The following is a 5849-nucleotide window of genomic DNA, read 5'->3' on the forward strand; positions in this document are numbered from 1 at the left end:
TTCGGGACTATCCCACCATTGCGCGACATGCGGCAGGGCGAGCCAGCCCGCGATCATCGGCAGGTCTCTCTCAGTAACCGGTCGAAAATCGTAAAGCGCCACCTGCTCAGGCGGCATCGAGCGTTTCGACAACGAAAGCGTTGTTGGTGTAGACGCAGATATCGGACGCGATCTGCATCGCCTTGCGGGCGATTTCCTCGGCATCCTTGTCGCTGTCCATCAGGGCACGCGCCGCGGCCAGCGCGTAGTTGCCGCCCGAACCGATGGCCATGACGCCGAATTCGGGTTCGAGCACGTCGCCATTGCCGGTCAGCGCCAGCGAAACCGACTTGTCCGCCACCAGCATCATCGCCTCCAGCCGGCGCAGATAGCGGTCGGTGCGCCAGTCCTTGGCAAGCTCGACGCAGGCGCGCGTCAACTGGTCGGGATATTGTTCGAGCTTGGCCTCGAGCCGTTCGAGCAGCGTGAAGGCGTCCGCGGTGGCGCCGGCGAAACCGGCGATCACATTGCCGCCCTTGCCGATGCGGCGCACTTTTCGTGCATTGCCCTTCATGATGGTCTGGCCAAGGCTGACCTGGCCGTCGCCGGCGATGACCACCTTGTTGCCCTTGCGCACCGTCACGATGGTCGTGGCGTGCATGGATAGTTCATTCGACATCCGTGGCTCCGATTCGCGCGATCCCAAAAAAGGCGATTGGCGCGGTACGAGTAACTTTGATCGGCCATATGTATGCACGTGACCGATGATTGCAAACGGTTCGATACTGTCCGGGACGGCAACTGGCAATCGCCGGACCATGCTGCTAGAAGGCTTTGGTTTTCAGGCCTGCTAGCGCCTGGAGCCCGTGACACTGTGACCTCATGCGCAAGGATAAACTGATGGCGCCCCGTTCCGCCGAAGCAAGTCGCAAGACCAGGGAAACCGACATCTCGGTGTCGGTCCATGTCGACGGCTCGGGCAAGTCGGACATCGCCACGGGTGTCGGCTTCTTCGACCATATGCTGGACCAGCTTTCGCGCCATTCGCTGATCGACATGACGGTCAGGGCGAAGGGCGACCTGCATATAGACGACCACCACACGGTCGAGGACACCGGCATCGCGCTCGGCCAGGCGCTGAGCCGGGCGCTGGGAGAGCGGCGCGGCATCATGCGCTACGCCTCGATCGACCTTGCCATGGACGAGACGCTGACGCGCGCCGCCATCGACGTCTCCGGCCGTCCGTTCCTGGTCTGGAACGTCTCGTTCTCGTCGCCGAAGATCGGCACCTTCGATACCGAACTGGTGCGCGAATTCTTCCAGGCGCTGGCGCAGAATGCCGGCATCACATTGCACGTCACCAACCATTATGGCGCCAACAACCACCACATTGCCGAAACCTGCTTCAAGGCGGTGGCGCGCGCGTTGCGCACCGCACTCGAGCACGACCCGCGCCAGCCGGACGCGGTTCCCTCCACCAAGGGTTCGTTGAAGGGGTAACGCCATGGCCGCCTATGTCGTGATGGAGCCGCACGGACGCGGCGAGAAGGCCGACGCAACGACCCTGGTGCGCGATGGCTTCACCTGGCTCGGCCTGCTGGTGCCGCCGCTGTGGTTCGCCTGGCACCGATTGTGGATCGAAGCCGGGATCGCCTTCGTCGTCATGGGCGCGCTGTCGATGCTTGGCCAAAACCTTGGCCTTGGATCGACTGGTTCGCTGCTGTCGCTGCTGGTTTCGCTCTATGTCGGCCTGGAAGGGCAGGGCTTGCGCATCGCTGCCCTTCGCCGCCGCGGGTGGCGCGAATGGGGCGTTGTCGAAGCCGCTACGCTCGATGATGCCGACATCCGCCAAGCCCTGGAGGCCGAGGCGCCCGCCGACGAGGTCGTGCCGGCACCGCGCATGGTTCCCGATGCCGCCCTAGCGCGACCGTCGCAGCCGGGCATTGCGCTGGGGTTGACCCACGTTCCGGGTAGGCCCTGACATGCGGGTTGCGATCATCGACTATGGCTCGGGCAACCTGCGCTCGGCCACCAAGGCTTTCGAGCGCGCCGCGCGCGAAGCAGGCATATCGGCCGAGATCGACCTGACCGCAGATGCGCAGCGCGTGCGCACGGCCGACCGCATCGTGCTGCCCGGCGTCGGCGCCTATGCCGACTGCGCCGCCGGCTTGCGCGCCGTCGACGGCATGTGGGAAGCGGTTAACGAGGTCGCCATTCGCAACGCCCGGCCCTTCCTGGGCATCTGCGTCGGTATGCAATTGATGTCGGAGCGCGGCCTGGAGAAGACGATCACCAGCGGCCTTGGCTGGATAGCAGGCGACGTCAAGGAGATCACGCCCAGCGATCCGGCTCTGAAGATTCCGCAGATCGGCTGGAACACGATCGAGCTCAAGCGCGAGCATCCGCTGTTTGCCGGCATACCGACCGGGCCGGCTGGGCTGCACGCCTATTTCGTCCATTCCTACCACCTCGATGCACGGAAGCCCGACGAGGTCCTGGCGGTTACCGACTATGGCGGCCCGGTGACGGCGGCTGTCTCCCGCGACAATCTGGTCGGCACGCAATTTCACCCGGAAAAGAGCCAGGCGCTTGGCCTCGCCCTGATCACCAACTTCCTGCGCTGGAGGCCCTAGACCATGGGCAAGAAGGGCTACTGGATGGCGATGGTCGATGTCCGCGATCCCGAGATGTACAAGCAGTACATCGAGGCGAACGCGGTGGCGTTCGCGAAGTACGGGGCTCGGTTCGCGGTGCGGGCCGGTCGCCATGAGAACCCGGAAGGACCAACCGGCAATCGCCATGTGCTGGTCGAGTTCGAATCCTACGAGAAGGCTCTCGTATGCTATCATTCGCCCGAGTATCAGCAGGCCTCGAAGTTCCGGCTTGCGGCGTCGACCGGCCATTTTGTCATCGTTGAAGGCGCTTGAACGGATGATCCTTTTCCCGGCCATCGATCTCAAGGACGGCCAGTGCGTGCGCCTGAAGCTCGGCGACATGTCGACCGCGACCATCTACAACGATGATCCCGCCGCGCAGGCACGAGCCTTCGAGGAGCAGGGCTTCGAGTGGCTGCATGTCGTCGATCTCAACGGTGCCTTCCAAGGCCAGAGCGTCAACGGCGCCGCCGTCGGCGCCATCCTCAAGGCGACGAACAACCCGGTACAGCTCGGCGGCGGCATCCGCACGCTGGCCCAGATCGAGGACTGGCTCGATCGAGGCCTCGCCCGCGTCATCCTCGGCACCGTGGCCGTGCGCGATCCCGACCTGGTCAAGCAGGCCTGCAAGGCGTTCCCGGGCAAGATTGCCGTTGGTATCGACGCCAAGGGCGGCAAGGTCGCTGTCGAGGGCTGGGCCGAGGCGTCCAGTCTCGGCGTCGTCGAGCTGGCGAAGAAATTCGAGGGCGCGGGCGTCGCCGCCATCATCTACACCGACATCGATCGCGACGGCGTGCTGACCGGCATCAACTGGGACGCCACCATAGGCCTCGCCGATGCCGTCTCGATCCCTGTCATCGCCTCGGGCGGGCTCGCCTCGATCGCCGACATCGTGCGCATGACCATGCCGGACGCGCGCAAGCTCGAAGGCGCGATCTCCGGCCGCGCGCTGTATGATGGCCGCATCGATCCGGCCAAGGCCCTGGCGATCCTCAGGGGCAGGCCCGCGGCGGAGACCAGATCGTGAAAATCTCCATCATCCTGGCCTCATACGACAGCGGACACTATCATGGCGGCATGGGCCAAGGGCCGGACGCGCTGATATCGGGCGGTCTCGTCGACGCCCTGACCATGGCCGGCCACGACGTCGCGGTCGAGGACATCGGCAGGGTCGGCGACAACCAGGGGCGCGAGATCGCCACCGGCTTTGCCGTCTGCAAAGCGGTTTCCGCCGAGGTCAGCCTTGCCATCGGCAGGGGCCGGTTTCCCGTCGTGCTCGCCGGAAATTGCCTGACCAGCGTCGGCGCGGTCGCCGGCGAGAGCGCCGACGCGATCATCTGGGCCGACCAGCACGGCGACCTCAACACGCCCGAGACATCGATCCATGGCTTCCTCGACGGCATGGCGCTGGCGACGGTGCTGGGCCTGTGCTGGCGTCCAATGGCGTCAGCCATTCCCGGTTTCAAGCCGATCGATCCGTCGCGCTGCGTACTCGTCAACGCGCGCGATCTCGATCCGGCGGAAAAGCAGTTGTTGCAGACATTGCCGGTCATCCGCACGGAATGTCCCGGTGTCGGGCAAGCAACCGAAAAGCTGAAGGCCGCCGGCGCCGGACGCGTGCACATGCATATTGATCTTGATGTGCACGATCCGGAGGACCTGCAGGCCAACCGCTACGTCACGCCGGGCGGACCGAGCCCCGAACAGCTGCGGGACGCGGCCTGTGCCGTGGCGCTTGCGATGCCCATCGTCGGCATCACCATTTCCGCCTACGATCCGGCCTTCGACGCCAAGACGGATGTGCCGCCGCTGGTCGGTCAGCTGCTCAACGACCTGATCGCCACGATAGAGGGTCGCTGATGCTCAAGGTCCGCGTCATCCCATGTCTCGACGTCAAGAACGGTCGCGTCGTCAAGGGCGTCAACTTCGTCGACCTCATCGACGCCGGCGACCCGGTCGAGGCGGCCAAGGCCTATGACGCTGCCGGTGCGGACGAACTCTGCTTTCTCGACATAACCGCTTCGTCCGACAATCGCGAGACGATCTTCGACGTCGTTACGCGAACCGCCGAACAGTGCTTCATGCCGTTGACCGTCGGCGGCGGCGTGCGCCAGGTCGCCGACATCAGGAAACTGCTGCTGGCCGGCGCCGACAAGGTGTCCATCAACACGGCGGCGGTGAAGAACCCGGATTTCGTCGCCGAGGCGGCCGACAAGTTCGGCAACCAGTGCATCGTCGTCGCCATCGATGCCAAGAAGGTGTCTGGCGCCGGTGAAGCCGACCGCTGGGAGATTTTCACCCATGGCGGCCGTGAGAAGACCGGCATCGACGCCATCGAATTCGCTCAGGCGATGGTCGATCGCGGCGCCGGCGAGATCCTGCTGACCTCGATGGACCGTGACGGCACCAAGGCCGGCTACGACATAGCGCTCACCCGCGCCATATCGGATGCCGTGCGCGCGCCGGTCATCGCGTCCGGCGGCGTCGGCACGCTCGATCACCTGGTCGAGGGCATACGCGACGGTCATGCCGGCGCGGTGCTGGCGGCCTCCATCTTCCATTTCGGCACCTACACCATAGCCCAGGCCAAGGCGCATATGGCCCGGGCCGGTCTGCCTATGCGGCTGGACTCATCGGCGGATCAGCCCTAGAGGCTTCGGCCTGGAACAGGCTTCCGGGCAAGAAAAAGGCTTTCGGCGCCATGGCTGAATTTTCGCTCTCCGACCTGGAGACACTCATCGGGGAACGCGCGCGTTCCGGCGACCCGGACTCGTGGACGGCGAAACTGTTCGCGCGCGGCGTAGACAAGGCGGCCCAGAAGCTTGGAGAAGAGGCGGTCGAGACAGTGATCGCCGCCGTCAAGGGCGACAGGCAGGGTCTCGTTTCGGAAAGCGCCGATCTTATATATCATTGGCTCGTCGTTCTCGGCGTCTCAGGGGTTGCGCTGAGCGACGTGCTGAAGGAGCTCGAAAGCCGCACCGGGCGTTCGGGCATCGCCGAGAAGGCGTCGCGGCCCCAGGGCTGATCGCGAGGGAGGGCAGGTTTCGCTATGGATCAGCTCGCGCCGACCGAGAAGTATTCCCCCTTTCGGTTTTTCTCCGCCGAGCAGTGGTCGCATTTCCGCGCCGACACGCCGCTGACGCTGACCGAGGATGAATTCCGTCGCCTGCGTTCGCTCAACGATCCGGTCGACCTCGAAGAGGTCAAGCGCATCTA

9 protein-coding genes and 2 pseudogenes are annotated in these 5849 nt (G+C 64.9%); 9 read left to right on the forward strand and 2 right to left on the reverse strand.

The features are described 5' to 3' along the window. A pseudogene (locus WC739_RS24020) lies at nucleotides 1-117 on the reverse strand (N-acetyltransferase); the annotation flags it as partial. Beyond that, entirely contained in the window at nucleotides 107-658 is a 552-nt protein-coding gene (gene hslV, locus WC739_RS24025) for an ATP-dependent protease subunit HslV (protein WP_372955487.1), read from the reverse strand. The pseudogene WC739_RS24020 and the gene hslV, both read right to left, overlap by 11 nt. Nucleotides 659-879: 221 nt before the next feature. On the opposite strand from hslV, the gene hisB reads away from it, so the two are divergent. The 9 genes and pseudogenes from hisB to WC739_RS24070 form a co-directional block, all read left to right on the forward strand. Further along, the gene (hisB, locus tag WC739_RS24030; protein WP_372955488.1) at nucleotides 880-1479 is read left to right on the forward strand and encodes an imidazoleglycerol-phosphate dehydratase HisB; all 600 of its coding nucleotides are present in this window, start codon (nucleotides 880-882) and stop codon (nucleotides 1477-1479) included. A 4-nt stretch (nucleotides 1480-1483) separates the two neighbouring features. Then, complete coding sequence (locus tag WC739_RS24035) at nucleotides 1484-1960, forward strand: DUF2628 domain-containing protein (protein WP_372955489.1); 477 nt, start codon at nucleotides 1484-1486, stop codon at nucleotides 1958-1960. Nucleotide 1961: 1 nt separating this feature from the next. Beyond that, nucleotides 1962-2612: an imidazole glycerol phosphate synthase subunit HisH gene (gene hisH / locus WC739_RS24040; RefSeq protein ID WP_372955490.1), complete on the forward strand. Its 651-nt coding sequence runs from the start codon at nucleotides 1962-1964 to the stop codon at nucleotides 2610-2612. A 3-nt stretch (nucleotides 2613-2615) separates the two neighbouring features. Then, nucleotides 2616-2906, forward strand: coding sequence for a DUF1330 domain-containing protein (locus WC739_RS24045; RefSeq protein WP_372955491.1), 291 nt, complete (start codon nucleotides 2616-2618; stop codon nucleotides 2904-2906). Between the two features lie 4 nt (nucleotides 2907-2910). Next, nucleotides 2911-3660, forward strand: coding sequence for a 1-(5-phosphoribosyl)-5-[(5-phosphoribosylamino)methylideneamino]imidazole-4-carboxamide isomerase (gene hisA / locus WC739_RS24050; RefSeq protein ID WP_372955492.1), 750 nt, complete (start codon nucleotides 2911-2913; stop codon nucleotides 3658-3660). Beyond that, nucleotides 3657-4493 carry an arginase family protein gene (locus tag WC739_RS24055; RefSeq protein WP_372955493.1) on the forward strand — a complete coding sequence of 279 codons (837 nt, stop codon included), beginning with the start codon at nucleotides 3657-3659 and terminating at the stop codon, nucleotides 4491-4493. The genes hisA and WC739_RS24055 overlap by 4 nt, the downstream gene beginning before the upstream one ends. Then, nucleotides 4490-5284 (forward strand): imidazole glycerol phosphate synthase subunit HisF, encoded by a 795-nt coding sequence (hisF, locus tag WC739_RS24060; protein WP_372955495.1) that lies wholly within the window; start codon nucleotides 4490-4492, stop codon nucleotides 5282-5284. Before WC739_RS24055 ends, hisF begins: the two co-directional genes overlap by 4 nt. A gap of 50 nt (nucleotides 5285-5334) precedes the next feature. After that, nucleotides 5335-5658, forward strand: a complete 324-nt coding sequence (locus WC739_RS24065) for a phosphoribosyl-ATP diphosphatase (RefSeq protein ID WP_372955494.1) — start codon at nucleotides 5335-5337, stop codon at nucleotides 5656-5658. Nucleotides 5659-5682: 24 nt separating this feature from the next. Then, nucleotides 5683-5849, forward strand: a pseudogene (locus WC739_RS24070) (type I pantothenate kinase); the annotation flags it as partial.

Origin of the sequence: Mesorhizobium sp. (assembly GCF_041661565.1) — a bacterium.
GTDB lineage: Bacteria > Pseudomonadota > Alphaproteobacteria > Rhizobiales > Rhizobiaceae > Mesorhizobium.

Bases quoted from the DNA above. Each gene is read 5' to 3' on its own strand.
- hslV (WP_372955487.1), bottom strand. From the start codon at position 658: ATGTCGAATGAACTATCCATGCACGCCACGACCATCGTGACGGTGCGC.
- hisA (WP_372955492.1), top strand. From the start codon at position 2,911: ATGATCCTTTTCCCGGCCATCGATCTCAAGGACGGCCAGTGCGTGCGC.
- WC739_RS24065 (WP_372955494.1), top strand. From the start codon at position 5,335: ATGGCTGAATTTTCGCTCTCCGACCTGGAGACACTCATCGGGGAACGC.
- hisB (WP_372955488.1), top strand. From the start codon at position 880: ATGGCGCCCCGTTCCGCCGAAGCAAGTCGCAAGACCAGGGAAACCGAC.
- hisH (WP_372955490.1), top strand. From the start codon at position 1,962: ATGCGGGTTGCGATCATCGACTATGGCTCGGGCAACCTGCGCTCGGCC.
- WC739_RS24045 (WP_372955491.1), top strand. From the start codon at position 2,616: ATGGGCAAGAAGGGCTACTGGATGGCGATGGTCGATGTCCGCGATCCC.
- WC739_RS24035 (WP_372955489.1), top strand. From the start codon at position 1,484: ATGGCCGCCTATGTCGTGATGGAGCCGCACGGACGCGGCGAGAAGGCC.